Raw genomic sequence first — 26443 nt, forward strand, 5'->3', positions numbered from 1 at the left:
AATGGAGGAAAAATGACTTACCGACTTGCAGCAGAATCTGATTTGGACGAAATCTGCTCGCTCATAAAATCTGCGATAGCCAAAATGGACTCATGCGGAATTCCTCAATGGGATGAAATTTATCCGACTCGCGAAGATTTTTTGAATGATATAAAATCAAATTCGCTTTTTGCAGGCGAAGTTTGCGAAGAGGAAAAAAATCGGATTGCCGTGATTTATGCTCTGAATAAAGATTGTGACGAGGAATATAAAAAAGCTGACTGGCAGTGCAGCGGTGATTATCGTGTGATTCATCGTCTTTGCGTTCATCCTGATTTTCAGAATCGTGGAATTGCGCGGAAAACAATGGAGCATATCGAAAATCAGGCGGCGGCTCTTGGAGCAAAATGTTTAAGGCTTGATGTTTTCAGCAAAAATCCATTTTCGCTCAGGCTTTATGAGCATGCGGGCTACTACAAAACAGGCGAAGCGAACTGGCGCAAAGGGCTATTCTATCTGATGGAAAAGAAGATTTAAAGAATGTGTTTGTAGACAAGAAGTTTTGCCTGCTGGGAATTTTGTGGAGTCTGGCTAACATGCAGATAACAGAAATCACTAAAAATAAAAAAGATTTTCTTCCTCTTCTTTTGCTTGCTGACGAGCAGGAAAGCATGGTTGACCTTTATCTTGACCGAGGAAGGATGTTTGTTCTTGATGACGGCGGCGTAAAGGCTGAGTGTGTCGTAACTGACGAGGGCGAAGGAATCCTTGAAATCAAAAATATTGCAACTGAGCCGAACTCTCAGGGAAAGGGCTATGCCAGTGCCTTGTTGGAATTTGTTGAAGAAAAGTTTCGTGATGAATTTACCACTCTTCAAGTAGGAACAGGCGACAGTCCGCTTACGATTCCTTTTTACGAAAAATGCGGATTTACCCGCCATCACGTAATCAAAGATTTTTTTACAAAAAATTAACGCTCGTCCTATAATTGAATGTGGCGTTCAGCTTGTGGACATGATTGTGCTGAGAAAAAAATAGCGAAGGAAAGACCGTGAAGCTACATGTGAAGAAATAAAATTTTAGGAGAACTCAAAATGACCAAAATCTACTGCTACGAGCGATGCACGACCTGCAAAAAAGCGTTGGCCTGGTGCGATTCAAACGGCGTGAAATACGAAAAAATCGACATCAAAGGCGACCACCCCGACGAAGCGACTTTGCGGGAATTGCACAAAAAAAGCGGGCTTCCGCTCAAAAAATTCTTCAATACAAGCGGAATACTCTACCGTGAGCAGAACCTTTCGCAGAAATTGCCGGACATGAGCGAAGACGAGCAGTTCAAAATCCTTGCAAGTGACGGAATGCTTGTAAAAAGACCGTTGCTTGTAACGGAAAGTTCAGTCTGCACAGGCTTTAAAGAAGCCGAATGGAAGAAAATTCTTGGAGTATAAAAATGATTCAGATTTTTGGAACAAACAAATCTTTTGATACAAAAAGCGCGCAGAGATTTTTTAAGGAACGGCGGATTGCTTTTCAGTTCGTTGACCTAAAAGAAAAAGAAATGAGCGAAGGCGAATTCGACTCGGTTGTGAATGCGATTGCACGGACGGAAGGCAGTCGTGCAGAAGCGATTGAGGCAATGATTGACAAGAAATCAAAAGACTATGCTTCGATTGCCTATCTTGACGACAGTGAAAAAGAAGAAAAACTCTTCGAAAACCAGGCCAAGCTTTTGAAACAGCCGATTTGTCGAAACGGCAAGACCGATGCCACGGTTGGAATGGCGCAGAAGACTTGGGAAGGCTGGAAGTAGATTTATAGCAGCTTAATTTGCAAAATCTTTTATAATTTTGTATTCCTCAATCAGCTTTTCCATCGTGAATCGTGCGTTTGCCGGGCTTGTGCTTGGAAGGCACGTGCAAGTTAGTCCGAATTGTTTTTCGTAAGACGAACAGTGCTTTTTCCAAAGGGCAGCGGCCGTTTTCCCGGTAAAAAAGACACGGCAGATTTTTGAATTTGAAAAAATCTTCGTAAAATCGTTCGGAATCTCTTGTTTTATTGAAGAATCAGAAGCTCCTTCAATCTGGCAGCTTGCAAGAACATCCCAAAGGGCAAGATTATGGCGCAAGAGAAAATCTTTTCGTTCAAAAATGGCACTTTGCGTGTCGGGAGAGTTGTTCGGGAGCGAAATCGTTTCGCCAAAAATAGTCGGAAGAACTCGCCAGAATCGGTTTTGCGAGTGCATGTAATAAAAGCCAACTTCTCTGCTTGCTGGAGACGGCATTGTGCCTAAAAGAAGCACGGTGCTTTCTGGCGACCAGACTGGGGCGAGCGGATGAGTGACGAAGAAAGATTTTTCCATGCTGGGATTATAGCACTAAAAGGAAGAAAAATTTATAATTCCTTCTATATTTTATGTTCCTTATTCTTTCAAAAAATCGTCTATGCTGCCTAAAATATAATCTTTGCCCTGAGTATGAAGAATTTCTGCGTTTTTAGAAAGATATTCAAGAGTTCCTGTTTTTTCAAATTTTTCGGCAACATCAGATGATGACATATTTTTTTCTGCAGCATATTCCTCTATGCACCATGAAAGCCAAAAAGACAAATCCTCATTTTCCATTCTGTTCTTCCTTGTACATCTCATATAATGAAACCCAGCCAAAATGCCAGAGTTTTGATTTTTCTTCTGCAAGCAGCCGTGCGGTCTTTGTTTTATAAAACTTTACGACCGCCTCCTGTGCAGATATATTTTCTTTTTGACAAATGTAGTCACAGATTTTTGAAACTTTATATGGAATAAAAAGATGTACATTTTTTTGTGTAATTTGCGGAATCATACTCGAATCTCCTTTTCAAAATGCAATAGACTTAATGATTTTTCTGTATGAAACAAAATCTGATCCACATAAACCCAAGTTTTTAATTCAATAAGTAAAGTTTGCTTATCCATAAAGCCAGATTCGAAAGCGTTCAAACTTGCAAAAACACGGTCATTTGCAACCGCACCTTTTACTATGTCATATCCAAATTCAAAATCAGGAATAGTACGATTTGAAATTACAAAATCAAGCCAGCTTTCATCTGCTTTTTCAAAATTAAGTATGGAATAGTTTGTATTTTTCAGAAAGTCATCAGGAACGCTAAAAACAGAGACAATCGCTAGACCGTTTTTCTCTCGTTGAGTCTTATTTATTGACCATTTTTTTGCCTGCTCAAAACTCGATGTAGTATAAAATCCGAGTCCAAAGTCGAGCCGATGAGAAGATTTTCTGATTTCAGGCGTTCGGACAAGCACATTGCTTCCGTGATAAAGATACTGCATATGAACAGTATAGCATAAAAATTAAGAGATTACAGTTACAAGCTTTATCTTAATGCTATTTCACTAGATTTCTGATAAAAACAATTGCACAATTTTATCTAAAGTTTGGTTTTTCTGTGCTATAAAAAACGTGATAAAAGAATATCTTGCATCCCTTTCAAAAGAAGATTTGATTTCGCTTCTTGTGCAACTTGCTGATGAACAAAGAGAAGCGAAAAAGTTTCAAAAATCCTAGATACTTGAAAGTTTTTGCAAATATGGGAATTAAAATTTCATCTGGAGATTTTTCTATTGATTCTAGTTAAATAGATTTTTATGGACAGCGCCTGATTTGTATCTATAAAAAAAATTTGACTTTACATAAAAGATACTTAAAATATACTTATAAAGTTGTTTTTATACCAAATAAAAGGTGAGAATCCGATGAAAAAAGTGCTCATTTTTAGTTTCACCATACTTATTACCACAACCTTTTTTAATTGTGCTACTTTAGACAAACTCAATAATCTCTCTTCAGAAATGAATAAAAAATCTGAAGAATCAACCTCCCAGAAAAATCAAGATGCCGATAAATGGGATATTGAACGACTCGATACTGCTCGAAATGTTGATTATCTTTCAACGGTCGAAAAAGACGTCGTTCTTGAAATGAACAAAGCTCGTGCAAATCCCGCTTTGTATGCGGAGTTGTATCTTGCACCCCGAACGAAAAAATTTGACGGAAAAGTCTATAATGGCAATCTTATGACAAATGAAGGCGTTGCGGTTGTGAATGAGTGTATTTCTTACATGAAAAAATCGACAAGCCTACCTGTTTTGAGTCCTAAAAAAGGCCTTTCTTTTGCCGCTCAGCAACATTCGAAGACTCAAGGTGAGACCGACCAAATTGGTCACACTGGAGTTGACGGAAGTGACCCATTTACCAGAATCAAAAAGTACGGAACGTTCCAAACAGCTGGTGAAAATATTTCTTATGGAGCAAAATCTGGTCGTGAAATTGTAGTTCAGCTTTTGATTGATGACGGAGTTTTGAGTCGAGGACATCGTAAAAATATTATGAATAAAGCTTTTTCTTCAACCGGTATTGGCTTCAGTAAAAAGCATAAAGCTTACGGTTCTGTATGCGTAATCACCTATGCTGGTGAATATGAGGAATTCCAGAACTAAGTCACTTTTGATATTAAGTTTTTATGAAAAGTGCTGTATAATTCCCATGTTATGGAAAACAAAGAAGATCGATTTTTGCCGATTGGCATTCAGGATTTTGAGGATTTGAGAAGGCGAGGCTGCGTCTATGTGGACAAGACCTCTTACGTCTATAACCTTGCCCGCGAGGGAAAAGCTTATTTTTTGAGCCGTCCGCGCCGATTCGGAAAAAGCCTTTTGCTTTCCACGATGGAAGCATATTTCTTGGGCAAGAAAGAACTGTTCCGCGGGCTTGCGCTTGAAAAGCTTGAAAAAAAATGGGAAGTTTGCCCGGTCATTAAAATCAGCTTTGGCGGCGACAACTACACAGACACGGAGATTATGAAATCTTCCCTTAATTTTATTCTTTCAAAATACGAGAAAGTCTACGAGATTGAGGTTTCAGACCCGCGGCTTTCCATACGATTGAGCAAGATTATAATGACCGCCTACGAAAAGACCGGCAAGCAGGTCGCCATCATCATCGACGAGTACGACAAGCCTGTGCTCGACGCGCTCTACTCCGAATACGAGGAGAAAAACCGGGCGGAACTCCGTGCGTTCTACAGCCCATTAAAGGAACTTGACCAATACATCCGCTTTTTGTTCATCACGGGAATCACGAAAATCAGCCACATGAATATTTTCAGCGGTCTGAACCAGCTTGACGATATAAGCCTTGTGTCACAGTATTCTTCGATTTGCGGAATTTCCGAGTCCGAGCTGAACGCGTATTTTGTGCCGGAAATCGAGGCTCTTGCAAATCGATTCGGCATGACGGTGGAGGCGGCGAAAGAGAAGCTCAAAACAATGTATGACGGCTATCATTTTTCGTTCAACGTGGAAGGCGTTTACAACCCGTTCTGCCTTTTGAAGTGCTTCAAGGACTGTGATTTCGGCTCGTACTGGTTCCAAAGCGGAACTCCGTCGATGCTCGTGAAGGCTTTGCAGAACCAGCCGCTGGAGCTTGAGACGCTCGTCAACGGGCGCGAGGTCGATGAGATTTCATTCCGAGAGTACGACCCGAACACAAAGAACATGCTCCCTGTCATCTATCAAAGCGGCTATCTCACGATAAAAGGCTTCGACGCCGAGGACAGGATGTTCTGGCTTGACTTCCCGAACCGCGAGGTCGAGCAGTCGTTCTTGAAAATCCTTTTGGCAAAATACGTCTCCGTGCCCTACGACGACATGGGGCTTGAAATCAGCAATCTGCGGAACGCGCTCAGGAACAAGGACGTTGACCGCGTTTGCTCGATGATAAAGGCTGCCGTTGCGGATTTGCCCACAATCGTAAAGAAAGATATTTGCGAGAATTATTACGAGTCAGTGACGCACTTGATGTTCCGTCTGAGCGGAATGCGCGTCGTCTCCGAGCTTCAGAACGTGAACGGCAGGAGCGATGTCGTCGTTACAACAAAGAACGTGGTTTTCATTTTTGAGCTAAAGATGGACAAAGGCAAAGACGTTGATGAAGTCGCAAAGACCGCCCTCGCCCAGATTGATGCGAACGGATATGCCGAGCGGTTCGCCGTGAGCGGCAAGCAGATGTTCAAGATTGCGCTCGTGTTCTCCAGCGACGGAAAAGGGCTTTTGCTCTGGAAGGTGAGGTAGAATCACTTTTGTTGGCAAAAAGTTTCCATCATAACCGAAAGTTTTGTTGTTTTTATGTTTTTTTTCGGTTATGATAGAAACAAATGACGGTATACGAAAGAATTGGCACAGACGAAATTATCTCGCTTTACAAGGACAAGCCTATAATCAAAGTAATTCAGGGAATAAGGCGATGCGGAAAATCATTCATGCTCTCGCTCATTGAACGAAAACTTCTGGAAAAAGGAGTCGAGGAATCGCAGATTTTCAGCGTCAATTTCGAGGACTTCGAGAATTCGGCACTTCTAGATGCGCATTCGCTCTACGATGCTGTGAAGAAGCGAAGTTCAAACGGTAAAAAACTCTATCTTCTGTTCGACGAAATTCAGGAATGCGACGGCTGGGAAAAATGCGTGAACAGCTTGTATTCCTCAAAGACAATCGAAACGGACATCTACATCACAGGAAGCAACGCAAATCTTCTCTCGTCGGAGCTTGCCACATACTTAAGCGGTCGATATGTAATCGTAAACATGAGGACGCTTTCGTATAAGGAATTTTTGTACTTCAATGATTTTCAGGAATCTTCGGAATCGTTCAAAAAATTCATGACGACAGGTGGATTTCCTGGCTTAAATAACATGATGGAAAGCGAAACTCAAATCCGCTCGTACCTTGAAGGAATCTACTCGACGGTGCTTTTGAAAGACATCATAAAAAGGAACAAAATAAGGGAAACTTCGCTTCTTGAAAAAATCATCTTGTATACTGCCGACAACGTGGGGAACATATTCTCGGCAAAGCGAATTTCGAATTTTATGAAGGAGAACGGACGGAAGATTTCTGTCGAGACCGTATACAGCGACCTTCAATATCTGCAGGATGCTTTCGTTCTTCACAAGGTGCAACGGTACGACATCCGCGGAAAAAAAATCCTTGAGACAATGGAGAAATACTACTTTGCCGACCAAGGACTTCTCTTTTTTCTTCACGGATACAAGGATACATACATCAACGGAATTCTCGAAAACATTGTTTATCTGGAACTGTTGAGACGTGGTTTTGAAGTGTTCATCGGAAAACTCGGCGATACGAAAATCGACTTCATCGCAAAAAAAGGCGGAGAAGTGCTCTACATTCAAGTCTCATACCTTCTGGTATCCGAGGAAACGAAAATTAGGGAATACCGACCGCTCCAGGCAGTAAACGACAATTTTCCAAAACTAATCCTAACAATGGACGAGCTTCCAGAATCAAATGAGGGAGGAATCGTGAGAAAGAATATTAGAGAATGGCTTTTGAATAAAAATTAATGAGGTTTTAAGAAGTCTTATCCCTCCTTACTCTTCCTCGCAGACGCCGTTCTTGTATGCCCGCGCTATCTCAAGGAAATGCGTGAGCTGATGCGATGAAAGCGTACTTAAAATATGATTAATTTCCTTTTTTTGCCAGTCAGATTTTGTGCCAGATTTTGAAGGCGGAGTCGTACTGTCTGTTCCTGTAACAAGATATTCCGTAGTTGTGTTGAGTGCCTGAGCCATACGAACTGCCACATCAGCAGCAGGAATAGAGCCTCGGTATAGATACATGCCGAGCGTTCCAATATTTATTCCAAGCATATGTGCAAATTCTTTGTTTGAAAGTCCTTGATAAGAAAGTTCCTCAATAAGTCTATCCTTAAATGTTTTCTCAGTCTCTGACATACAGAAAAATTACCACGATTATGTTTTTACAATTTGACAGATAATGTAATTGACATTAAAATCAATTGTAATTACATAATTTTAAATCGTGTAATTGAAATATCAGATATGAGGAGAAAATGTATGAATGTGAAAAAAGTTTTTGTAGCCATGTTTTTATTATTCGGATTTTGTATTTATGCCCAAGAAAATGAAACGATTTTCGGAATGAAATTCGGTACGCAATTTTCTGAAATAGACTCTGTAATGAAAAGCAAGGGATTTAATTTGAGTAAAAATGTGAAAAATCAACAGGCTACAGATTATTATTATCAAGGTGGAAAATTTGCAAATACAAAACCAAATGGAATTATATTAACAATATCTGAAAAAAAAGGTATGACGCGATGTATTATTGCATGGAGCTATGATTACTATACCAACCAGGAAGAAGGTTTTAAAGATAATGAGATGAATCAATTTATACAAAACAACGATGTTAATGGTTTGTTAATGCGAATGTGTCAAAAAAACAATAAATCGTTTTCCACGCTTGTAAACAGCTTGAATAAAAAATATAACGCAAATATTACCTTGCCTAATACTTTTTCAAAGTTTTACTTTCAGGTTTATCAAGGAAAAGATATGTCTATTGCATATTTTTTTGATGGAGGTGATATGATTGCAGATTGTTATTATGCACTCCAATATATAAGCAGTCTTTACGAAGAAATAGAAAATGTTAGCGGTGATATTTAAAATCTCAAAAAAATCATGTTACAAATACAAAAATTTGTTAAAAAAAACAACAAAAAGTTTTTTCTTTTATATAAACAAAATGTTCTGGCAAGAACTAAAATTGCAAGGAGTTTTTTATGAAAAAATTAGTTTTGGTATTGGCTGTACTCCTAGCTATAATAGGAAGTGTTGCAGCTCTAGCTTATCGTAATTTTACTGTAATTGCAAAATGCCGTTTTTGCTATCAAAAACAAACTATTAACGTATCTCATGTTCTAGAAGATGATTATGGTGATGCTGAAACTCAAGCTGCAGAATTATTCGACAATCATTCGTCTACATGTCCAGCCCCATATTCAGGAAGCATAGATATAATCAACAGTTGGCAAAACTAAGATACGATAGCAGTAAACAGATTTAAAGAGTTCAAAAAGCCTGATCAGTTCGTTTCTAAAATACAGTCAAGAGAAACGAACGAAAACGCAAGACAACTTGTTTTCATAAGCAGAGATACTCTCAAAAATCTATGACTATTTTCTAAACATGAAAAAGCGATGAAAACCAGACTCCCCTCTAGTTTTCATCGCTTTTCCCCCCTCCACGCTTTCTTTGTCTAGCAAAAATGGAATTACGCCCATAAAGATTATTCCGTTCTCGTTTACCAGAGTTTTCGTTTTCCTCCAACTACGACTATTAAAAAAATCGACGAGTAATTATAGAATCATTTTTATTGACAAATCTAAAGTTGCAACTTATATTTGTCAATATGAGCACGATTTATTTTCACAGGGCGATTTCTGACACTCTCAAAAAACAGGCTGCTAATGCAAAATGCCTGCTTGTTACTGGGTCTAGGCAGGTCGGAAAATCTACGCTGCTGAAAAAAATATATCCGAATGTAAAATACATAACTTTTGATGATTTAATCGCAAAAAATCAGGCAGCAACGGAGCCAGGGCTTTTCTTTTTGAACAATCCGCCGCCTGTCATAATTGACGAAGTTCAGACTGTGCCAGAAATTTTCCCATACATAAAAATGCAATGCGACAACAGCGAGATAAACGGCAACTTTTATCTCACAGGCTCACAGTCAATGCAGCTGATGAAAAATGTGAGCGAGTCCCTTGCTGGAAGAATCAGCATTCTTGAGCTTACAGGGCTTTCGTTGAGGGAAATATTCGCGGTTGATTTCAACGAGCCGTTCATTCCTACTGCGGATTACATTGCCCGCCGCGAAAAATTTTTGGTTCACTATGCGGATATCTGGGATAAAATCCACCTTGGCTCATATCCTGAACTTCACGCAACATCGCGGGAATGGCTCGATTTTTATTCGTCGTATGTAAAGACGTATATCGAACGCGATATAAATCAGATGATTCACATTAAGGACGAACTTGCGTTCATGCGCTTTCTTGTGGCAATCGCGGCAAGAAGCGGGCAGGTCTTAAATTATTCAAACATCGCCGATGACACTGGCGTTTCTCAGGTAACCGTGAAAGAATGGATTTCAGCATTGGAGCGTTCTGGCATTATTTTCTTGTTGCAGCCGTATTATTCGTCGTTTTTGAACAGAGCGATAAAATCTCCGAAGTTGTATTTTAGGGACACTGGCTTATTGTGCTATCTGACGAAATGGCTCACTGCTGACACGCTGAAAAACAGCGCGGTCGCTGGCAATGTGTTTGAAACTTTCGTCGTGTCTGAGATATTGAAGTCATTTTCAAATGCTGGTAGGGATTATCGCTTCAATGTGTTTTATTATCGTGGCAAAGACAAGATAAAAACGCAGCGCGGCTCTGTCGCTGTGGAATCTGAAATCGATGTCGTGATTGAAGAAAACGGCGTTTTGTATCCCATTGAAATAAAGATGAGCGCGAACCCGACAAAAGAGATGGCGCAGGCTTTTTCTGTGCTGGACAAGGAAAGCGGAAAAAAGCGCGGTCAGGGCACGATTCTCTGTTTGTATGACAAAAAGATGTATTTAAAAGAAGACTTGGTTGCACTGCCTGTGGATTTTGTTTGAAGTCCAAAAAAATGCGTAAATACGCAAAAATTTGGAATCCAAGAACTTGTGTTTTTCTTTTTTCAGAAAAATCTAGTATGCGAAAGGATTTGCACGGAGGAAATCGTTTCGCTGTACAAGCAGTGTCAATTTATGCTATTTGCCGTCTGTTTTTACGATACCTTTTTTTGTCTCAAACATATAGACAAGATCAGGTACAAGAAGATTCGCCATTTCTTCTTCCGACAAATTTAACTCTTGGCTGAATTTTCCACCGTTTGGAATGCGGATTGCAAAATCGTAAATATCATCCAATATGAAAAAATCAATTACAGTTTCACCTTCATTGTACTGAAATCTTTCCAATGCCTTCATTCCTCTAAAATCTTCGCTCGGCAATACTGAGTAAACTGTTACATCACCGTCTTCGTAAGTTCTAACCCGCCATCTGAACCTTGTATCTGTTGGAGCATCTTTTTCAAACGGCATGATTTTTTCAAATGCATGGCGGAATTTTGCTTTATCATCATTGTCTTCTATAAGCTTTTCTGCGTCGGAAAACTTTTTTGCAAGCACATCGAATGCAATTTTACACTGATCTGCCCTGAGCTGCGTTGCATTCAAAAATTTTTTTGTGTCAAAATCATACCATAAAAAAATTTCATATATCGCATCATCATATTCAGAATCAAAATAAAATGTATCTAGCTTCAATCCGTTGATGAAAACCTCAATGTCACAGACTTCCAAATTATCGCTTAGCTTTATGTCCGGGTCAAGAATCTTCTTTAATTCCTTAAGATATTTTCCCCGAGTGATTGTGTCGTAAAGTTTTCCATTTTTGTAAACCCAGAACAAAATGTCTTTTTTTTCAAATGTTTTTTCGGTGTATTCGTCTCTATTGTCAAGAACGCAGAATTCACCGTTGTTTGAAACCTGAACAAGAAGCCTTTCGTTCGGCCAATATCTTGGAATCTTCCATTTTTCAATGAATATACGGTTGTAATTTTCATCCATGCTATCTTCAAAGCATGTCATAGTTTTATTTGATTCATCGCCTGCAAGAAGAAAATGCTCGGTTTGTGTGGGGTCAATATAATCATAGGGCGTACCGGCTTCATCTTTTGCAAGAAAATACCTTATTTTCTGAGCTTCAGTTCTGCTGCAGGATGCAAGGCACATAAAAATCAGGCTGATGAAAATTGATGTCGTTTTTACTTTAAGTGCAATCTTTATTTTTCTATTCATGCAGTGAGTATACAATCATCAGGATTTTTTTGCTATTAGGTCGAATTTCGAGTTTTTCTGATAAATCTAAAGTTGCTCCTTAGATTTGTCACCATCCTCGTTCTCTTTTTCCACACGAAAATATTCCTCCAGAAGTTTTCGCAATTCACTCTTGAGTTTGTACCGCTCTCTTCTTCGTTCGTCCTTGCCTTCACAGCGGTAATAACTTCGCGTGCGGTAGCCTTCGTAGTGCCAAAGTTCGCACTGGCGTTTGTAGTTGAGCCAGTTCGAGAGGCGTTTTGCTTCGGAAAGTGCGTCTGAATCCGGTATGGCGAGTTGATTCCAATAGAGTTTCTCTTCTGATTCCCGAAGATAGGATTTTGGAATGTGCGGATGATATACATAAACGCACCGCCCGTAACGGTCAATTTTTAGAACTCCCTGAATAAAATACTTTTTTGCTTCTGGCGAGAGTTTTTTGTAAGTGTCTTCCGAGATGTCCAAGAGTTCAAGCTTTCCTTTTTGATAGAGCTTGTTTTTAAAAAACGTCGCTTCGATTTTTTCAGTTTTGTCGAGCCAAAATCGCCAATCTCCGTCAAAAATCGTCCGGCTGGATTTAAAATTGCAAAGCCTGTACGGTTTGTCAGAAAATCTCAAAAATGTCGTCGAAGCTGCAATCGCCTCAGAAAGCCCTTCGTCCTTGTTCCGCATAGAATCTATGAGAGTCAGGCACACTTTGAATCCCACGAGCGTCCGCGGAATTTCCACATATTCTTTTGACTCCCTGGCTTGTTTTTCTAAAAGCCTTTGCCACTTTTCGATTGCACGAAGTTTCTTAAAATAAAGAAGTTTTAGCTTGCTTTTTGTCGGTCTCATAAAAAAAGTGTAGCGTGACTTAAAAGCGACCGCATTAAAGTTCTGGTTTAAATCTGAGGGCTGTCTAAAAACTGTTGTCATGCCGAATATTCAATTACTCAATTCAACGTTTGCTTGATTTTTCTGAATTATTGCCGTATATTTTTAGTGATAAGTCCTTGCCATTCAAGGCGACAGGTAACTTGAGTATCTGTTAGATTATTACGCAGTATATTGTGTTCAGAAGCAGTATTCTGCCAGTCTTTGAAGGGTTTTCCGTAGACCTCATCTGAACTAGGCGAAAGCCGAAAGAAAACGGAACAAAAGCTCTGCGAATGGCGCAGGGCTTTTTATTTTGTGGTGGGATTAAATGGCAAGTGTAGTTGATGCTCAGAAATCTTTCTCAAAACTTCTTGATATCGAATACCAGTTCGTACTTGGCCGTAAAGATAAAAACATTTCTTTTTCAATTGAATTTCAAAAATATCATTTTTTTCATATTGCAGGATTACAGTATCTAAGGGATTTACCGAGGCTCGCTGTATCAGCAGAAGAAGTTTATAATCAGCTTGAATCAGGACATTTGCCAATAAGCTATATTGAATCATCAAAAAATTATAATTACATAAAAGGTCGCATTGATTATCTTCCAAAGTTTGAATATATCTTTGACAGCAATGACACCATATTTAAATATAATCCTGCATTACAGGCGTTCTCGGTCATTGAAGCTGATTTCCTTTTGAGAAATGAGATAAATAAAATTCCAATTTTTGTGTTTTTGTCAAAAGGTAAAAATGAAAAGTATTTTTGTAAGTCCTTCTTTCCGCAAGAAAAAAAGGATTACTCAGAACGCCAGGCAAAATGGACTGTGCTATTTAAGAAGAAAATTGTTAAATCTATAAATACAGAAAGTATTTTATATAAGCATAAAAATTTTAAAATAAAGAAGTTTTAGCTTGCTTTTTGTCGGTCTCATAAAAAAAGTGTAGCGTGAGTTAAAAGCAAGGGCATTAAAGCTGTGGTTTAAATCTGTGGGGGGCTGTCTAAAAACGGTTGTCATGCCGAATTTGTTTCGGCATCTACATTAGACATGGTAAAGGAGACCACCGAAGCGAGTTCGGGGTGACAGTCCAGAATTGCGTTTTAGACCGTAGGTATGCAGAAAACTCGCTTTTTTAAATCACAAGTTTAATGAGTCGCAAGCTATCGCTTGCTTAACGAGTTTTCTTTCAGAAAACTCGCTTTTTTAAATCACAAGTTTAATGACAAAGATTCGATTTTCTTCTATTCTGTTCTTACAACACACATCGTAAAAGCCGATTGTCGTTGCCGAGAGCGGGCAATCGCTGTGGTTCGGGGCTTTTTCGCTTCAATATGAGGGAGGCGTAGGGGCATGAATCGCATCACCAATCTTTCAAGACCGGTGCTTGACGTAGAGTCAACCGGCAAAAAAATCAAATCTCTTATGGACGCAAGCGAAATAACCGTGCGGCAGTTGCAGACGATTTTTGGATTCGACTACCCGCAGGCGATTTACGCTTGGCTTAACGGCAGGAATCTTCCCACTGTAGACAATCTCATTGTACTCTCAGAACTTTTTGGCGTAACGATTGACGAAATCATTCAGAAAAAACACGTCGATTGTCAGGGAAGCTATCAGTTAACGGCTTAAATGAAGTTGCGGCTGCATTTTTTTGAAAGGATGCAACGGACAAACAGCAGATTTTTTCAGAGCAATTTTTTTGAGGTGAAAAAATGAAAAATAATTTTAAATGGCATAAAGAACAGATTAACGGAAAATGGTTCAGCGTGTGCGACCATGCCCACGTTCCGATGATTGAGCACACAAAAGACGGCAAGTACAAGCTTCGTAACGCGAACGGAAAGTCCGTGCTGCACGAAAATTACACGGACGCGGTAAAGCTCGCTCTCGAAGTGTGGGAAAAATTCAAAAAATTGAACCGCGATTTTGTGGAGTAAAACGTTTTTTAATTTGTAAAATGCTAAAATCTACCCATTATCGGACTTGTTCCAATAATCTTCATCTGTGCGGCTTTGCATTCATCGGCGTTAAAAAGTGATTCCCGCATTTTTGAACATCAGCACTTTCTGAAATTAACAATTTGACAAAAGAGCGCAAGCAATAGCATAATTTTCTTATGAACGTTTTTGATGATATTAACAGACTTACAGCCTACGGGCTAAAAACAGGGCTTATTGAAAAAGAAGACGTCATTTTTGTAAAGAATCAGCTCCTTTTGAATTTGGGGCTTGACGGTTTTGAAAGTCCTGAGCAGGCAGGTGAAATTCCTGCGGTGGAAGTTAGCGACCTTGAGGATATTCTAAAAAATCTTCTTGATTATGCTGTGGCTCACAATCTTACAGGTGGCGAGAGTGTTGTTTACCGGGATTTGTTTGACACAAAACTTATGGCGGTTATGGTTTCTAAACCTTCTGAAATCATAAAGAAATTCAATGCACTTTATGAAAAGTCTCCAAAAGAAGCGACGGATTTCTTCTATAAATTCAGTCAGGATACGGATTATATTCGTCGCTACCGCGTTTGCAAGGATGTAAAATGGCTTGCCGATTCTCCGTACGGAAAACTCGACATTACGATTAATCTTTCAAAGCCGGAGAAAGACCCTAAGGCAATTGCCGCTGCCCGCAACATGAAGCAATCCGGCTACCCGCAGTGTCTTTTGTGTCGCGAGAACGAAGGCTATGCCGGTCGCGTGAATCATGCTGCCCGCGAAAATCACCGAATTATTCCGCTAAAACTTGCCGGCGAGGATTGGGGATTTCAGTATTCTCCTTACGTTTATTACAACGAGCATTGTATCGTTTTTAATTCAAAACATACTCCAATGCTCATTTCTCGAAAGACTTTTGAACGACTTCTTGATTTTGTTACGATGTTCCCGCATTACACGCTCGGAAGCAATGCTGACTTGCCGATTGTAGGCGGTTCAATTCTTACTCACGACCACTTTCAGGGCGGTGCGTATGAATTCCCAATGGCACGTGCAAAAATCGTAAAAGAAATAACGATAAAAGGATTTGAGGACGTTAAGAGCGGAATTATCAACTGGCCGATGAGCGTTTTGAGAATTTCTTCAAAAGACAAGAACAGGCTTGTGGAGCTTGCCGATTATCTTTTGGGAAAATGGCGAAAATACACCGACGAGAGCGTGTTCATTTTTGCGGAGACGGACGGTGAAAAGCACAATACTTTAAATCCGATTGCCCGAAGACGCGGCGAGCTTTATGAGCTTGATTTGGTTTTTAGGAACAATATCACCACAAAAGAGCATCCGCTCGGAGTTTACCATCCGCACAGCGAACTTCATCACATCAAAAAAGAGAACATCGGCTTGATTGAGGTTATGGGACTTGCAATTTTGCCGGGACGACTCAAGACGGAGTTTGCGCACCTTGAGGACGCGATTCTTTCGGGCGAGGATATTTCTTCGAACGAAGAACTTTGTAAGCACGCTGACTGGGTAAAAGAACTCAAAGAAAAATACACGTTCACAAAGGAGAACGTAAAAGAGATTCTTGAAAAAGAGACCGGTGTTGTTTTCAGCAAAGTTCTTGAACATGCGGGTGTTTTCAAGTGCACGGAAGAAGGTCAAAGAGCCTTTGTAAAATTCCTTGAAAGCTAGTATATCGCACATTAATCAGCTGTCATGCCGAATTTATTTCGGCATCTCTAAAGTTTTGCAGAAATTCGAAATTCACAGTAATAAAAAAATGGAGTTTAAAATGTCTGAATGTAAGAATTATGAGATTTCAAATGGCTCACTTGTTGCAAAAGTGATGAGCTTGGGATGCACGATTACAAATTTGTATGCCCCTGACAAAAATGGAAATCCTGTTGACGTGCTTTTGGGGTACGACACTCTCGACGGCTGGGCTTCGGGCACGGCTTCCCACAATGCTGTTGTTGGACGCTTTGCAAACCGAATCGCTGGCGGAAAGTTCACTCTCGACGGCGTTGAGTACAAGCTTGACGTGAACGACGGACCGAACAGCCTTCATGGTGGAATCAACCGCTACGAAAAGATGGTTTGGGAAAGCGAGCTTGTTACTCACGACGGAAAGGCAGACTGCGTTCACTTTCATCGGGTGAGTCCAGATATGGAGCAGGGCTACCCTGGAAACGTGACGATTGACGTTTATTACACTCTCACAAAAGAAAACGAGCTTGTAATCGAGTATGAGGCTACGACTGACAAGGCTACGCCTATAAATCTTACGAACCACGCGTACTTTAATCTTTCTGGAACAAAAGTTGTTGACGGAAAAATTCAGAACGTGCTTTCGCACAAAATGCAGCTCGACAGCGACGAAGTTCTTGAAATCAACGACGTGATGATTCCGACCGGAAAAATCTTGCCTGTAAGCGGAACGTGCTTTGATTTTACAAAAGAGCACACGATTGGCGAGCGAATCGGGGAGTTTGGCGCGAGCGTCGCTTATGGCTACGACCACAATTTTATTACCCACGCTAACGAAAGCAAGGTGTGCCGATTCGGAAAAATCACCTGCGAGGAAACTGGAATTTCAATGGAAATGTTCACGAACCAGCGTGGCGTTCAGGTTTACACCGGAAATTATCTTTCTGGAACGCACGGCAAAAACGGCGTTGTTCATAACCGCTACGACGGAGTTTGCTTTGAGGCGCAGCGATACCCGGACTGCGTTAATCACGCGGAATTCCCTTCGTGCATTTTGCGGCCGGGCGAAAAATACTGGCAAAAAACAATTTATAAATTTTCAAACTAGAACATCGAATACTAATTACCCGTCATTCTGAATTTGATTCGGAATCTGTAAATACGGAGACTGAAAAAAAATCAGAATGACGGCAAAGTTTGTAAAAAGGAGACAATAATGGCTGGAAGTTTGACTTCAAAAGAATATGACCCGAAAGAGCTTATTCCAGAATTCGTAAAGATTTATGGCGGAAATGCTGCGGACATAAAAATCTACTCGTCACCGGCGAGAATTAATATTATTGGTGAGCATATTGACTACAACGGCGGAAAAGTTTTTCCTGCTGCGATTAACCGCTATCTTTATGTCGCGATTCGTAAGCGAAATGATTCAAAAATCGTTTACAACGACGTGCGCTTCCCTGGAACTTTTGAGTTTGACATTAACGATGATTTTAAATTCGACAAGAAAAATGATTATGCGAACTACCTCAACGGAATTTTGAGCCAGCTCAAAGCAAAAGGTTGCCTTTTCCCGTGCGGATTTGAAATTCTTATGGTGAGCAACGTGCCTGCCGGCGGCGGAATTTCGTCTTCGTCGGCTTTGGAGTGCGGATTTGCGTTTGCTGTGAGCGAGACTTTTGGATTCAATCTTTCTCGCGTGGAAATCGCAAAACTCGGTCAGATGAGCGAACACAATTTTATGGGCGTAAATTGCGGAATTATGGACCAGTTCATAATTGCGACTGGCAAAAAGAATTATGCCGAAAAACTCGACTGCGCAACTCTGGAATACGAATACGCTCCGCTTGAGCTTGGAGACTACCGCTTTGTCGTAATGAACACGAACAAAGTTCGAAAACTTTCTGATTCAAAATACAACGAGAGACGAAGCCAGTGCGAAACCGTTCTTGCCACTTTGCAGAAAAATGGCGTAAAAATCAACGCGCTTTGTGAGCTTAGCCCGGCAAAATGGGAAGAAGTTAAAGGCTTTGTTTCTGACGAGATTCTTTTAAAGCGCGCAAAACATTGCGTTTACGAAAATCAGCGCGTTCTTGACGCTGTTAGCGCATTGAAGAACGGCGATCTTGTTTCTCTCGGAAAACTTTTGAACGCTTCTCACAAATCGCTGAAAGAGGATTACGAAGTTACTGGAATAGAACTTGACACTTTGGCAGAGACTGCTCAAAAGCAGGAAGGCTGTCTTGGCTCAAGAATGACTGGAGCAGGCTTTGGCGGCTGTGCGATTGCGCTCGTTCACAAAGACAAAATCGACTCGTTCATTGAGAACGTTCAAAAAACTTACAGCGGCGTAATCGGTTACGAGGCAGGATTCTTTGCTTGCGAGACTGGTGACGGCGTAAGCGAGTATAAATTGTAAATTCCTCTTTGGGACTTTTATAAATACTTCCTTTTTTGTATAGTTTTGCAATCAGGGTCAGTAATTTTGTGTCATTCTGAACTTGTTTCAGAATCTTGAATCTTTATAGCATTGAGAGATGTTAAATGAATTTGGCATGACAATTTTTAAAAATTACTGAATCTGCAATTATGCATAAAAGGAAGTCCTATGAAAAAAACAGCAGTTAAAAATTTCAAAAAACTCGTTTTTACATCTTTTGTTGCCTTGATTTCGTCTCAGGCATTTGCAGTTTCTTTTGAATCTAAGTCGAACATTACGGTTGGCATTACGCCAATCGAAGTGGACGAAAATGATTCGAAACAGTTTGGTGGAGCTTACGTTCTTGGCGACTTTGCCCTTTCTAACGAAAAAATCACTGCCGCAGGTAAGATTTATTATCGCTTGAATTCGTCGAATGGATTTGAGAGTAACGCGCAAAAAATCGACATAAAACGCGCTTACGTTCGTTACAGACCTTTTGCGAGCAATTTGCTGGAATTTTCTCTCGGAAAGTTCTATTCCTACTATCTTCCGGGGAATTTCTTTTCACTCTCGGAATCGTATACCGGAGCGACTCGCTGGGGAAAAACCGGGGCAGGAATTAAAAGCGAGGTGGGCGGATTTACGCTTGGGCTAGGTCTTCCGCTTGAAGAAAGTTCCGTAAAATTCACCGACAAATTCGATTTGAATGCGGCTGTAGTTTACGATTTTTCAAATTTTTCGGAATCAATTCCTGTAAAACTTGGAGGCACTTTGCTTTTTTCTCGAACGGGAATCGATTATTCTGCGAAGGATTCTATAAAAGATGAGGCCGAATTTAAATTCGCCCGCTCGGTTACGGTTTATTACACACCAAAAATCGAAGGCTTTTTCTCTAAGCCGACTCTTGCGCTCACTTATTCCTATGACGCGGAGCCTTACGTTTCAAGCTCGGTTTTTAAGAACGTTGCGAATTATTCCAATGCCGACATGAAAAAATCTCAATTTGCTTCGCTGAATTTTAAGGGAGAATTTGGTCCTGTTCAGCTTGTTTTAGAAGGGGAGGCTGGGCACTCGATTAGCGGAAGCATGGTTCCTGTTTACGGTGGAAGTCAGCTTTTGATTCCGGTTTATGGAAAAACGCTCTCTTTTAAGCCTAGATTTTTCTATTATGCCGGAATTGACACTTGTGACGATTCAAAAACTCGCCAGACTTTTGAATGCTATCCTCGCCTCTGGATTACGGCTGGCAAATATACAGTTTCGCTGGGAGCTGATTTCTACCGTAAAGAGCTTACTCGTAACGACTGGGAGTGGAGCTGGTCTCTGCCAATGTACGTGCAGTACAAAGTTGGAAAGTAAATTTGTGATTTCAGACTTCTGCAGTGCGAATGACAACTTGCAGGTTTTGACGCTGATGAACACGGATTGACACAGATGAGGCGCAGATTCAAAAAAAATCGGTGGTTGAGCTTGTCGAAACCTCTCCGCCGCTTTACCCCCCGAAGTAGTTTCGGGGCGTTTTTGTCACCTCGAGCGTAGTCGAGAGGTCTACAAACGATAGATTTGTCCACTCCGCGATTGTCCGGGACAGTAGATGTCTCGACTTCGCTCGACATGACAGCGTGGGCCGCTCGACATGACAACTTGCAACTTTTTAACGCAGATGAACACGGATAGCGCAGATTGGACACAGATTTTTGCATATGCAAAACAAATTTTTTTGAAAATTTTACTTGCGTTTCTGCAAAGTTGTGATAATATAAAATCGTGGTCAGGAAAGAGATGAGGACTTATCACCGACTGCAATGAAGGAGGCATTTATGCAATTTCCGACAAAAATAAGAGTTTCGATTTTCGTATGTGAAAATTTTGATGTAACGAAATGATTATAATGCTGCTGGCAGCTAAGCCAGACTATATTACAATGCCATTCCTTGGAGAGCGAATGCGCATAGTGCAAACCACCTATTTTAGGTGGTTTTTTATTTTTGAGAAGGAATGTTGAGTTTGTCGCTTAAAAAAATTTGATTTGGAGTAAAATTATGGAAGAAATTTATGAATTTATAAAAGCTTGCGGAACTTATTATCTTGCGACAGTTGAAGACGGTCAGCCAAGAAACAGACCTTTTGGAACGATTAATTTGTTTGAGGGCAAACTTTATATTCAGACAGGAAAATCAAAAAATGTTTCCAAACAGATTCAAAAAAATCCTCGTGTTGAGCTTTGTTGCGTAAAAGGCGGCGAGTGGCTTCGTGTTGCCGGGGAGCTGGTTCGGGATGAACGGCGTGAGGCAAAAGTTGACATGCTTGAACATTACCCAGAATTAAAAAAAATGTACTCTGCAGACGATGCGAATACGGAAGTCCTGTATTTTAAGAATGCGATTGCCACACTTTACAGCTTTACGGCGGCTCCAAAAGTCGTTGAGTTCTAAAAAACGGTTTGAAAACGAATCGACACAAACGCGAGTTTTGCTTTAGCAAAGCTTGCGGAAAACTCACGGGTTAACTTGTAATCGCAAAATTAATTTTCAGCGTTTTTATTTATTCTGATTGAAAAAAACAAATTCAGTTTTACAATAGATTTATGGACTTTCAGAAACTTGTTGATTCTTATGGAATGGCGGCGGCTGTGCTTTCGGTTGAAAAGACCGATGACGGGCATTATGGTGATATTCGCATCGTTTGTGCCAACTCGATGTACAAAAAAATCATGGGCGATGGTTTTTATGACAATATGCTATACTCCGAGCTGCTTCCACGAGAAGCCAATTTTGAAGATTTTTGCTATCGCTGTGCGGTTCTAAAAAAACACCTTCATGCTTATGTTGATACAAAATCGATGGGGGTTTGGACGGACGGTACATACATGCCGCTTTCTCCAGAACTTGACGAAGAAAATCTCTGCTATTTCATGTTTTTCTTTGAATTTACGAAAGGTCCTGAATTTGAAAAAATGTCGGATGTCTCGCTAGAAACGGCACCGTTCGTAATAAAAACTTGTATTAATCTTCGTAGCGCAGAAAATTTTTATGCAGGCATGAACACTGTAATTTCTGATATTCAGAAAAAGACAGAATCTTTTTGTAGCAGCATAATAATGATTGACCGCGAGCAGGGAAAATATGCTCCGCTGTGCTCTAAATTTTCTGAAGACAACGTGACGATTGATGATTTTATGCCTTATCTTACCCCGGAGGTTGTTTTTTCGTGGGAAAAGACTATTGAAAAGCATGATACAATCATCATAAAAGATGAATTTGATATGGCTAAGCTTGAACAAGATAATCCTGCCTGGGCTGAAAGTCTTCGTTGTGCGAATGTAAAAACTCTGGTTCTTGTTCCTCTTTTACAGGGAAAAAAACTTTTGGGCGTGCTTTTTATTACGAATTTTAATGTTGAAAGAATCGTTGAAATCAAGGAATTTATTGAGCTTACTGCGTTCTTTCTTTCGGCAGAGATTGCGAACAACGAACTCATGGAAAAACTTGAATACATGAGTAATCTTGATTTGCTGACGGGTGTTAAAAATCGAAATTCAATGAACGCACGTGTTGACTGGCATGTAACAAAACGAAGAATTGTTCCTGCTCCGTTTGGCGTGATTTTTGCAGATTTGAACGGACTTAAGCAGTGCAATGACAATGGTGGTCATGAAGCTGGTGACAGATTGTTAAAAGATGCGGCCGAAGTTCTAAAAAAGCACTTTGAGAATCAGGAAGTTTATCGTTCTGGCGGGGACGAATTCATTGTAATTTATCCTAGGTGCAAAAAAGCGGACTTTGATAAAAAAGTGGAAAAATTGCGTGCAGAAGTCGGTTATGGTGCGAAAGTTTGTTTTGCAATTGGCTCAGACTGGAGCGACGGCAGTAAAGACCTGCGTTTGTGTATGCACCTTGCCGACGAAGCGATGTACGCCGACAAGCGGGAATTTTACAAACTTCACCCGGACAAAGCGAGAAAGTAAGAAAAGGGGTGGCCTTGCCGAAGGGCTTCCTAAAGTTTTTCCAGAACCGAAGGAAGCTCGTAAATTGTCTTTATCCTGAAAATCTGATTTTTGTATTCCTGAGGAATTTCATACGGGGCATCGCCTACAAGGCAGCATAATCCGCCAAGTTTTGCATATCCTTCTATATAATAGGGATAATCGTCAAGAAAAAGAGTGTCTTCCAAACTTCCTCCGGCAATTGAAAGCGCGTCTCTGTAGGAAATGTCGAAAGGCTTTCCGCGGAGGTCGTTGCGCCTTATGTCAGAAATAGTTTTGTTAAAAAGGTCACGGACTTTTAAGAATTCAAGGACATGCTCGGCATGTTCGGAAGGTGAGTTCGTAAGGATTACTTTTGGCTGTGGAAGTGACTCAATGAACGGACGGAGTTCCGGGTCAAAATCAAGGTCTTTGATTTCTTCTGCCGGATGAACATACGAAAAATATTCCTCATCATTCTTAAAACCGTTTGATTTTAGCCACCAGAGGGTTGAAACATATTTTTTAAGCTCAGCTTTCCGAATCTCAAGGATTTCATCATAAGATTTGTTAAAAAAACGTGCGGAATATTCAATTATCCGCCGTAAAATCTGACTGCTCATCCGTGACGACTGCGGATAAATCGTGTCGTCCAAATCAAAAATCAAATGCTTTATTTTGCTCATCATATTCCTCGGTTCACTGAAGGTTCTCAATGGGATTTATAAACGAAAACTCCCAGAAAATCAAGAAAGACAAAAAAAACGACAATGTGCTAGAGTGAAAATCCAGGAAAAAATGATGAAAAAAAAATATAAAAAAACAGCATCCATTATATTTGCAGCACTTACGTTCGTTTTTTTAACCGCGTTTTTTGGATATTTTACGGTTATTAACGGCTCGCTGTTAATTCATTCTGAAGAAATAAATGCAAAAATCCTGAGCGTCAAGGTTATAAACGGCAGAAAACATACCGAATGTAAAATCCGCTATGAATACGAAAAGGAAAATCAAAAGTTCGAGGATGAAGCAGAATTTGACTGGTCTTTACTGGCACGGCTCGGTGATTTTTCAAAAAGTTACTACTACGAAGGCCAAGAGATAATCATTTGTAAAAACAGTCTGGCTTCTCAAGTAAAAAACCGGATTCTGTTTGAATTCATCTATAATTTTGCATTTTTCGCACTTTTCTTTTATTTCCTTTTTATAATTGTAAAAAATAAATTCAATTTAGATAAAATGAAAAAAAATTTTAGACTAAAACCAAGAACGCTACGCTGTACCTGTCGGGGAGAATTGGGGAGTATGTAGAATCAAGGTCATTAATGATATCAATGTGGAAGACCTGTAAAAAATGACTCGTGGTGAAATCCCACACGCCGTAGCAGATTTTTTGGCACTTTAGGCGGTGTTCTTGCAGAAATTTTGAGAACAAACCGTGATGTCCTACTACCGATGCCATCATTTTTCCACAGCTGGAATCCAGGATTCTTCCTTAAAGCCTGGAATCACCGCATTGTCCGTAACGAGCAGCGGTCGTTTTACCAGCATTCCGTCACTTGCAAGAAGTTTGAACTGCTCATCTTCGCTCATCGACGGCAGTTTTGATGAAAGCTGCATTTCCCGGTAGAGGATTCCGCTTGTGTTGAAGAATTTTTTGAGCGGAAGACCCGATTTTTTGTGAAGTTCCCGCAAAGTCGATTCATCGGGATGCTGACTTTTTATGTCGAGTTTTTCATAGACGATATTTCTTGAATCCAGCCACGCAAGGGCTTTTTTGCAAGTTGAACATCTCTCGTAACAGTATACTTTGGTCATAGGAAATTCCTTAAAAATGGGATGAGTCATTGTAGCATGGAATTTGCAAAATCGCACAAACAGTGACAACGCGTCTTTTTTTAGGAACGGCTTTCTGCACACTGCCAAAGTTCTATTTCATTACTTCGCCCAGCACTTGCCAAGCGTCGCTGTTCACGTCGTCGCTGTATTCGCCGGTGCAAATCAAAAGCTCCATGCTCGCCTTGTCCTGCCGAACGAATCCGCCGTGCAGATTGTGCTTTTTTAGATATTTTTGCAGCACAGCGCACTTTTTCGGCGAGAAAATGTCGATGTCCTCGCTCGCTCCCGTCCTGTCGAAGCCGCCTTTCGTTTCGCAAATCCAAATTTTGCCTTTGACGCTCAAAATGTAGTCGGGATAGAAAAGTTTCTGCTTGTATAAAAATTTGCCTTCGTTTGCAAAGAGTTTTCCCAAAATTGTAACGGCACTTGCATATTCAAGACCGATTTCAAGTCCGATTCTGCCGACGCGGTTGTGGAATTCTCGTCCGTGAGTGTGGGTGTTGAGCTTTTGGCGGAACTTTACGGTGTTGAGACTGTCTGATGAAATGTCAGAAATCACGGTAGCCTCGCCAGAAAGCGTCGTTTTTTCAATCTTTTCGCTGAACACGAACTTTTCTGCATTTTCCGAACCAGTTTCAAGCCGAAGTTTATTTTTCTTGCAATCACCGTCAATTCCGTAAGTCGTTTTCAGATATTCGGTAATCGCCTTTAGAGCCAAAGCGTCGTCCTGTGTGTCCAAAACTTGCGTGCGTTGCTCTTTTGTAAGCGTAAAAGTTTTGTATTCGTTCTTCAAGAAAATCGTCTTTGCCGAAAGTGCGTTTTTGCCAAGTGCCAATTTTGCTCCTTCTGTAAACTTGCTGTCGAATGTGTACAAATAGCAGCTGTCGAGCAAATCGCTTTCGTAATGATGAGCTTCTGGCATACGGCGGATTCTTCCGATTGTCTGAATCTCAAAAGTTTCGTCCATACCTTCGCGGAGTTTTACAAGAATGTACGCCCTCGGACAATCCCAGCCCGTTGCAACAGCCTGTTTTATGATGACCGCAGTCTGCTTTCCATCGTTCTTTTCGATGTCCTCAAGATTATCGTGACGAGCAGAAAGCCACACCGCAAGAAGACCGTTCTCGATTGAAATATGCTGACTTTCAAACCACGAAATCACAGAATAAAGAAGAGAGTCTGAATTATTCGGAAGCTGGACGACAATGAGCGGATTAACATTTTCATTTCTTTCGGCAAAAGAAGAAACAAGTTTGTTCTGCTTTTTGAGAGCCTTTTCCAAAAGATATTCTGTCGGGTTCTCGGTGGCTACCAAAGCAGGAAAATCGCCGTTAATCACAAGCAGTTTTTTTATAAGACCTTCGGCAATAACATCGGCTTCGCTAATTTCAATCAACTTCGCGCTTTTGTCGATAATCGGCGTCGCAGAGCAGCGGATAATTTTGTCCGTCTTGAAAAGCTGCACGATTGCGTCGGATTTTTCCGTAAAGTTCTGGTGGCTTTCGTCAATAATCACCTTGAAAGAAAGACCTGCGTTGTGCGCTTTTTCTATCCATTCAAGAAAGTTCGTGCGCTCGCTGTCTTTGAGCGCGTTGTTCCTTTTTTGGTGAGTTTTTCCCAGTTGATAAAGCAAAAATCGTTCTCACAAAAGCCCGAAGTCATCACGTCGGAAAGCAGTTTTGTGGAAGAATTGTGAATGTACAAATCCATTTTGCGCTTGCTCTGCTCTTCAAGATTTCCCTTGCCGGGCGTGAGCCACACAAAGACCGTGCGAGCGTGCCCTTTTGCATATTCGCTCATAAAATGCGTGAGCATAATCGTCTTTCCGCTTCCCGTCGGGCTTTTGAGGATAATGTCGCGAGAGTCTTCTTCCATCGCAATCAAAAGTTCACGAATTGCGTTCAACTGAAATTTCATCAAGTTCATTTTCTTCTCTCCTCGTATAC

31 protein-coding genes are annotated in these 26443 nt (G+C 40.6%); 20 read left to right on the plus strand and 11 right to left on the minus strand.

Translation table 11 applies throughout. The annotated features are described in order from the left end of the window. Positions 1-12: 12 nt before the first annotated feature. The 4 genes from JI65_RS09630 (at position 13) to JI65_RS09645 (ending at position 1792) form a co-directional block, all read left to right on the plus strand. Positions 13-516: a GNAT family N-acetyltransferase gene (locus JI65_RS09630; RefSeq protein ID WP_191015750.1), complete on the plus strand. Its 504-nt coding sequence runs from the start codon at positions 13-15 to the stop codon at positions 514-516. 59 nt (positions 517-575) lie between these two features. Continuing rightward, positions 576-953, plus strand: coding sequence for a GNAT family N-acetyltransferase (locus tag JI65_RS09635; protein WP_242457210.1), 378 nt, complete (start codon positions 576-578; stop codon positions 951-953). A gap of 120 nt (positions 954-1073) precedes the next feature. Next, a complete protein-coding gene (locus JI65_RS09640) occupies positions 1074-1430 on the plus strand; it encodes an arsenate reductase family protein (RefSeq protein WP_191015752.1) in 357 nt (118 codons plus the stop codon). A 2-nt stretch (positions 1431-1432) separates the two neighbouring features. Beyond that, a complete protein-coding gene (locus JI65_RS09645) occupies positions 1433-1792 on the plus strand; it encodes an arsenate reductase family protein (RefSeq protein WP_191015755.1) in 360 nt (119 codons plus the stop codon). Positions 1793-1804: 12 nt separating this feature from the next. Here the strand turns inward: JI65_RS09645 and JI65_RS09650 are convergent, their stop codons facing one another. From JI65_RS09650 to JI65_RS09665, 4 genes are read right to left on the minus strand one after another with little or no spacing between them, the layout of a single operon-like run. Continuing rightward, positions 1805-2341, minus strand: coding sequence for a DNA-deoxyinosine glycosylase (locus tag JI65_RS09650; protein WP_191015758.1), 537 nt, complete (start codon positions 2339-2341; stop codon positions 1805-1807). Between the two features lie 60 nt (positions 2342-2401). Then, positions 2402-2602, minus strand: a complete 201-nt coding sequence (locus JI65_RS09655; RefSeq protein ID WP_191015761.1) for a DUF3791 domain-containing protein — start codon at positions 2600-2602, stop codon at positions 2402-2404. Next, a complete protein-coding gene (locus tag JI65_RS09660) occupies positions 2592-2819 on the minus strand; it encodes a hypothetical protein (protein ID WP_191015764.1) in 228 nt (75 codons plus the stop codon). The genes JI65_RS09655 and JI65_RS09660 overlap by 11 nt, the downstream gene beginning before the upstream one ends. Continuing rightward, positions 2816-3304: a DUF3990 domain-containing protein gene (locus JI65_RS09665; protein WP_191015766.1), complete on the minus strand. Its 489-nt coding sequence runs from the start codon at positions 3302-3304 to the stop codon at positions 2816-2818. Before JI65_RS09665 ends, JI65_RS09660 begins: the two co-directional genes overlap by 4 nt. Positions 3305-3823: 519 nt before the next feature. Here JI65_RS09665 and JI65_RS09670 point away from each other — a divergent pair. From JI65_RS09670 to JI65_RS09680, 3 genes are all read left to right on the plus strand, one after another. Further along, positions 3824-4471, plus strand: coding sequence for a CAP domain-containing protein (locus JI65_RS09670; protein WP_191015769.1), 648 nt, complete (start codon positions 3824-3826; stop codon positions 4469-4471). A gap of 51 nt (positions 4472-4522) precedes the next feature. Continuing rightward, positions 4523-6103, plus strand: a complete 1581-nt coding sequence (locus JI65_RS09675) for an ATP-binding protein (RefSeq protein WP_242457211.1) — start codon at positions 4523-4525, stop codon at positions 6101-6103. An 83-nt stretch (positions 6104-6186) separates the two neighbouring features. Further along, positions 6187-7395: an ATP-binding protein gene (locus tag JI65_RS09680; protein WP_191015771.1), complete on the plus strand. Its 1209-nt coding sequence runs from the start codon at positions 6187-6189 to the stop codon at positions 7393-7395. Between the two features lie 27 nt (positions 7396-7422). Here the strand turns inward: JI65_RS09680 and JI65_RS09685 are convergent, their stop codons facing one another. Beyond that, positions 7423-7785 (minus strand): helix-turn-helix domain-containing protein, encoded by a 363-nt coding sequence (locus tag JI65_RS09685; RefSeq protein WP_191015774.1) that lies wholly within the window; start codon positions 7783-7785, stop codon positions 7423-7425. 123 nt (positions 7786-7908) lie between these two features. Between JI65_RS09685 and JI65_RS09690 the strand changes: the two genes are divergently transcribed. The 3 genes from JI65_RS09690 (at position 7909) to JI65_RS09700 (ending at position 10528) form a co-directional block, all read left to right on the plus strand. Next, complete coding sequence (locus tag JI65_RS09690; RefSeq protein ID WP_191015777.1) at positions 7909-8523, plus strand: hypothetical protein; 615 nt, start codon at positions 7909-7911, stop codon at positions 8521-8523. A gap of 116 nt (positions 8524-8639) precedes the next feature. Continuing rightward, complete coding sequence (locus JI65_RS09695) at positions 8640-8897, plus strand: hypothetical protein (RefSeq protein ID WP_191015780.1); 258 nt, start codon at positions 8640-8642, stop codon at positions 8895-8897. Positions 8898-9268: 371 nt separating this feature from the next. Further along, on the plus strand, positions 9269-10528 hold the full coding sequence (locus JI65_RS09700) for an ATP-binding protein (RefSeq protein ID WP_191015783.1): 1260 nt from the start codon (positions 9269-9271) through the stop codon (positions 10526-10528). A gap of 135 nt (positions 10529-10663) precedes the next feature. Here JI65_RS09700 and JI65_RS09705 read toward each other — a convergent pair whose 3' ends face one another. Next, complete coding sequence (locus tag JI65_RS09705; RefSeq protein WP_191015785.1) at positions 10664-11755, minus strand: hypothetical protein; 1092 nt, start codon at positions 11753-11755, stop codon at positions 10664-10666. A 66-nt stretch (positions 11756-11821) separates the two neighbouring features. Then, the gene (locus JI65_RS09710; RefSeq protein WP_191015788.1) at positions 11822-12691 is read right to left on the minus strand and encodes a hypothetical protein; all 870 of its coding nucleotides are present in this window, start codon (positions 12689-12691) and stop codon (positions 11822-11824) included. Between the two features lie 268 nt (positions 12692-12959). Here JI65_RS09710 and JI65_RS09715 point away from each other — a divergent pair, with 268 nt between their 5' ends. From JI65_RS09715 to JI65_RS09755, 9 genes are all read left to right on the plus strand, one after another. Beyond that, complete coding sequence (locus JI65_RS09715) at positions 12960-13547, plus strand: PBECR4 domain-containing protein (RefSeq protein WP_191015790.1); 588 nt, start codon at positions 12960-12962, stop codon at positions 13545-13547. A 438-nt stretch (positions 13548-13985) separates the two neighbouring features. Further along, complete coding sequence (locus tag JI65_RS09720; protein WP_191015792.1) at positions 13986-14264, plus strand: helix-turn-helix domain-containing protein; 279 nt, start codon at positions 13986-13988, stop codon at positions 14262-14264. An 83-nt stretch (positions 14265-14347) separates the two neighbouring features. Continuing rightward, entirely contained in the window at positions 14348-14572 is a 225-nt protein-coding gene (locus JI65_RS09725; protein WP_191015795.1) for a hypothetical protein, read from the plus strand. A 179-nt stretch (positions 14573-14751) separates the two neighbouring features. Continuing rightward, positions 14752-16257 (plus strand): UDP-glucose--hexose-1-phosphate uridylyltransferase, encoded by a 1506-nt coding sequence (galT, locus tag JI65_RS09730; protein ID WP_191015798.1) that lies wholly within the window; start codon positions 14752-14754, stop codon positions 16255-16257. Positions 16258-16357: 100 nt separating this feature from the next. Continuing rightward, on the plus strand, positions 16358-17380 hold the full coding sequence (locus JI65_RS09735; RefSeq protein ID WP_191015800.1) for an aldose epimerase family protein: 1023 nt from the start codon (positions 16358-16360) through the stop codon (positions 17378-17380). 108 nt (positions 17381-17488) lie between these two features. Then, complete coding sequence (locus JI65_RS09740; protein ID WP_191015803.1) at positions 17489-18691, plus strand: galactokinase; 1203 nt, start codon at positions 17489-17491, stop codon at positions 18689-18691. Between the two features lie 189 nt (positions 18692-18880). Then, positions 18881-20053, plus strand: coding sequence for a hypothetical protein (locus JI65_RS09745; protein WP_191015806.1), 1173 nt, complete (start codon positions 18881-18883; stop codon positions 20051-20053). A 683-nt stretch (positions 20054-20736) separates the two neighbouring features. Then, a complete protein-coding gene (locus JI65_RS09750; RefSeq protein ID WP_191015808.1) occupies positions 20737-21129 on the plus strand; it encodes a pyridoxamine 5'-phosphate oxidase family protein in 393 nt (130 codons plus the stop codon). 152 nt (positions 21130-21281) lie between these two features. Next, positions 21282-22661: a sensor domain-containing diguanylate cyclase gene (locus tag JI65_RS09755; RefSeq protein WP_191015811.1), complete on the plus strand. Its 1380-nt coding sequence runs from the start codon at positions 21282-21284 to the stop codon at positions 22659-22661. Between the two features lie 29 nt (positions 22662-22690). On the opposite strand, the gene JI65_RS09760 is transcribed toward JI65_RS09755, so the two are convergent. After that, a complete protein-coding gene (locus tag JI65_RS09760) occupies positions 22691-23344 on the minus strand; it encodes an HAD family hydrolase (protein ID WP_191015814.1) in 654 nt (217 codons plus the stop codon). Between the two features lie 115 nt (positions 23345-23459). Here JI65_RS09760 and JI65_RS09765 point away from each other — a divergent pair, with 115 nt between their 5' ends. Next, positions 23460-23969, plus strand: coding sequence for a hypothetical protein (locus JI65_RS09765; protein ID WP_191015816.1), 510 nt, complete (start codon positions 23460-23462; stop codon positions 23967-23969). A gap of 150 nt (positions 23970-24119) precedes the next feature. On the opposite strand, the gene JI65_RS09770 is transcribed toward JI65_RS09765, so the two are convergent. The 3 genes from JI65_RS09770 to JI65_RS17110 all read right to left on the minus strand — a co-directional run. Next, positions 24120-24476, minus strand: a complete 357-nt coding sequence (locus JI65_RS09770; protein WP_191015819.1) for an arsenate reductase family protein — start codon at positions 24474-24476, stop codon at positions 24120-24122. A 112-nt stretch (positions 24477-24588) separates the two neighbouring features. Next, positions 24589-26130: a DEAD/DEAH box helicase gene (locus JI65_RS09775; protein WP_197971933.1), complete on the minus strand. Its 1542-nt coding sequence runs from the start codon at positions 26128-26130 to the stop codon at positions 24589-24591. After that, on the minus strand, positions 26046-26443 hold a 398-nt coding region (locus JI65_RS17110), incomplete at its 5' end, for a DEAD/DEAH box helicase family protein (protein WP_207106096.1). The genes JI65_RS17110 and JI65_RS09775, both read right to left, overlap by 85 nt.

The sequence above is a fragment of the Treponema zioleckii genome (assembly GCF_014737315.1).
GTDB lineage: Bacteria > Spirochaetota > Spirochaetia > Treponematales > Treponemataceae > Treponema_D > Treponema_D zioleckii.

What these genes read in the sequence shown, in the direction of transcription:
- JI65_RS09635 (WP_242457210.1), top strand. Translation starts at nt 576, where the DNA reads ATGCAGATAACAGAAATCACTAAAAATAAAAAAGATTTTCTTCCTCTT.
- JI65_RS09715 (WP_191015790.1), top strand. Translation starts at nt 12,960, where the DNA reads ATGGCAAGTGTAGTTGATGCTCAGAAATCTTTCTCAAAACTTCTTGAT.
- JI65_RS09690 (WP_191015777.1), top strand. Translation starts at nt 7,909, where the DNA reads ATGAATGTGAAAAAAGTTTTTGTAGCCATGTTTTTATTATTCGGATTT.
- JI65_RS09695 (WP_191015780.1), top strand. Translation starts at nt 8,640, where the DNA reads ATGAAAAAATTAGTTTTGGTATTGGCTGTACTCCTAGCTATAATAGGA.
- JI65_RS09670 (WP_191015769.1), top strand. Translation starts at nt 3,824, where the DNA reads ATGAATAAAAAATCTGAAGAATCAACCTCCCAGAAAAATCAAGATGCC.
- JI65_RS09680 (WP_191015771.1), top strand. Translation starts at nt 6,187, where the DNA reads ATGACGGTATACGAAAGAATTGGCACAGACGAAATTATCTCGCTTTAC.
- JI65_RS09630 (WP_191015750.1), top strand. Translation starts at nt 13, where the DNA reads ATGACTTACCGACTTGCAGCAGAATCTGATTTGGACGAAATCTGCTCG.
- JI65_RS09720 (WP_191015792.1), top strand. Translation starts at nt 13,986, where the DNA reads ATGAATCGCATCACCAATCTTTCAAGACCGGTGCTTGACGTAGAGTCA.
- JI65_RS09675 (WP_242457211.1), top strand. Translation starts at nt 4,523, where the DNA reads ATGGAAAACAAAGAAGATCGATTTTTGCCGATTGGCATTCAGGATTTT.
- JI65_RS09660 (WP_191015764.1), bottom strand. Translation starts at nt 2,819, where the DNA reads ATGATTCCGCAAATTACACAAAAAAATGTACATCTTTTTATTCCATAT.
- galT (WP_191015798.1), top strand. Translation starts at nt 14,752, where the DNA reads ATGAACGTTTTTGATGATATTAACAGACTTACAGCCTACGGGCTAAAA.
- JI65_RS09655 (WP_191015761.1), bottom strand. Translation starts at nt 2,602, where the DNA reads ATGGAAAATGAGGATTTGTCTTTTTGGCTTTCATGGTGCATAGAGGAA.
- JI65_RS09685 (WP_191015774.1), bottom strand. Translation starts at nt 7,785, where the DNA reads ATGTCAGAGACTGAGAAAACATTTAAGGATAGACTTATTGAGGAACTT.
- JI65_RS09760 (WP_191015814.1), bottom strand. Translation starts at nt 23,344, where the DNA reads ATGAGCAAAATAAAGCATTTGATTTTTGATTTGGACGACACGATTTAT.
- JI65_RS09725 (WP_191015795.1), top strand. Translation starts at nt 14,348, where the DNA reads ATGAAAAATAATTTTAAATGGCATAAAGAACAGATTAACGGAAAATGG.
- JI65_RS09710 (WP_191015788.1), bottom strand. Translation starts at nt 12,691, where the DNA reads ATGACAACAGTTTTTAGACAGCCCTCAGATTTAAACCAGAACTTTAAT.
- JI65_RS09755 (WP_191015811.1), top strand. Translation starts at nt 21,282, where the DNA reads ATGGACTTTCAGAAACTTGTTGATTCTTATGGAATGGCGGCGGCTGTG.
- JI65_RS09735 (WP_191015800.1), top strand. Translation starts at nt 16,358, where the DNA reads ATGTCTGAATGTAAGAATTATGAGATTTCAAATGGCTCACTTGTTGCA.
- JI65_RS09650 (WP_191015758.1), bottom strand. Translation starts at nt 2,341, where the DNA reads ATGGAAAAATCTTTCTTCGTCACTCATCCGCTCGCCCCAGTCTGGTCG.
- JI65_RS09740 (WP_191015803.1), top strand. Translation starts at nt 17,489, where the DNA reads ATGGCTGGAAGTTTGACTTCAAAAGAATATGACCCGAAAGAGCTTATT.
- JI65_RS09765 (WP_191015816.1), top strand. Translation starts at nt 23,460, where the DNA reads ATGAAAAAAAAATATAAAAAAACAGCATCCATTATATTTGCAGCACTT.
- JI65_RS09700 (WP_191015783.1), top strand. Translation starts at nt 9,269, where the DNA reads ATGAGCACGATTTATTTTCACAGGGCGATTTCTGACACTCTCAAAAAA.
- JI65_RS09770 (WP_191015819.1), bottom strand. Translation starts at nt 24,476, where the DNA reads ATGACCAAAGTATACTGTTACGAGAGATGTTCAACTTGCAAAAAAGCC.
- JI65_RS09750 (WP_191015808.1), top strand. Translation starts at nt 20,737, where the DNA reads ATGGAAGAAATTTATGAATTTATAAAAGCTTGCGGAACTTATTATCTT.
- JI65_RS09745 (WP_191015806.1), top strand. Translation starts at nt 18,881, where the DNA reads ATGAAAAAAACAGCAGTTAAAAATTTCAAAAAACTCGTTTTTACATCT.
- JI65_RS09645 (WP_191015755.1), top strand. Translation starts at nt 1,433, where the DNA reads ATGATTCAGATTTTTGGAACAAACAAATCTTTTGATACAAAAAGCGCG.
- JI65_RS09665 (WP_191015766.1), bottom strand. Translation starts at nt 3,304, where the DNA reads ATGCAGTATCTTTATCACGGAAGCAATGTGCTTGTCCGAACGCCTGAA.
- JI65_RS09705 (WP_191015785.1), bottom strand. Translation starts at nt 11,755, where the DNA reads ATGAATAGAAAAATAAAGATTGCACTTAAAGTAAAAACGACATCAATT.
- JI65_RS09640 (WP_191015752.1), top strand. Translation starts at nt 1,074, where the DNA reads ATGACCAAAATCTACTGCTACGAGCGATGCACGACCTGCAAAAAAGCG.